This is a genomic window from Holdemanella sp., assembly GCF_056804935.1.
Genome location: NZ_DBMEXE010000052.1, coordinates 7,805 through 8,490, shown reverse-complemented (window position 1 = coordinate 8,490; position 686 = coordinate 7,805). Strand labels below are relative to the sequence as shown.

Sequence of the window (686 nt, the reverse complement as noted above, 5' to 3'; positions counted from 1 at the left end):
ACATTAAATAATTTTTCATTACTATTCAATAAGAATTCATCAAAACTTAAAGGATATATAGTGAGTTGTTCAATCTTACCAACAGGAAACATAAACTTTTGTGTGGATCCATTTCTTGTTAGTTCTCTTTGAAGACGAATTCGTACCATTGAACCTGTCGCAATAACTGGAATCTCTCTAAAATCTTGACAAAAATATTTTAAAGAAGAAATAATGTTTGGACATTCTTGTATTTCATCAAATATTAAAAGTGTATTTTTGTTAATATCTTTACCTTTATATAAGCAAATATATTCAATTATTTTTTCTGCATTAGCTGTATGATCACAAAAATCGCGTATTTCATCTTCAATTTTAAAATCAATATATATATAAGAATTTGAATAATATTCTTCGGCAAATATATCCTTAACAAGATATGTTTTACCCACCTGACGAGCACCCCATACAATAAGTGGCTTTCGATTCTTTCGAGCATTCCATTTTGTCAATAAATTCGTCGCATTTCTTAACATATATATTCTCCTTTATATATAGCTATTATATCACACTTTCTTTTCTATTTGCACCTAGAAGGACTTATTTATTTATCTTATTTGCACCTAGAAGGACTTATTTTACTCCTATATTTGCACCTTTAATGACTTTTTTTGTCTTGTGGTTTGCACCTGTAAAGAAAAAAGCCT

The 686-nt window shown here is 28.1% G+C and carries 1 protein-coding gene; it reads right to left on the bottom strand.

Annotation, left to right across the window (positions count from 1 at the left end; all coding sequences use genetic code 11):
• Positions 1-515, bottom strand: a 515-nt coding sequence (locus ACZQCL_RS03925; protein ID WP_482481888.1) for an ATP-binding protein, incomplete at its 3' end; no start/stop codon positions are given.
• Between the last annotated feature and the right edge of the window lie 171 nt (positions 516-686).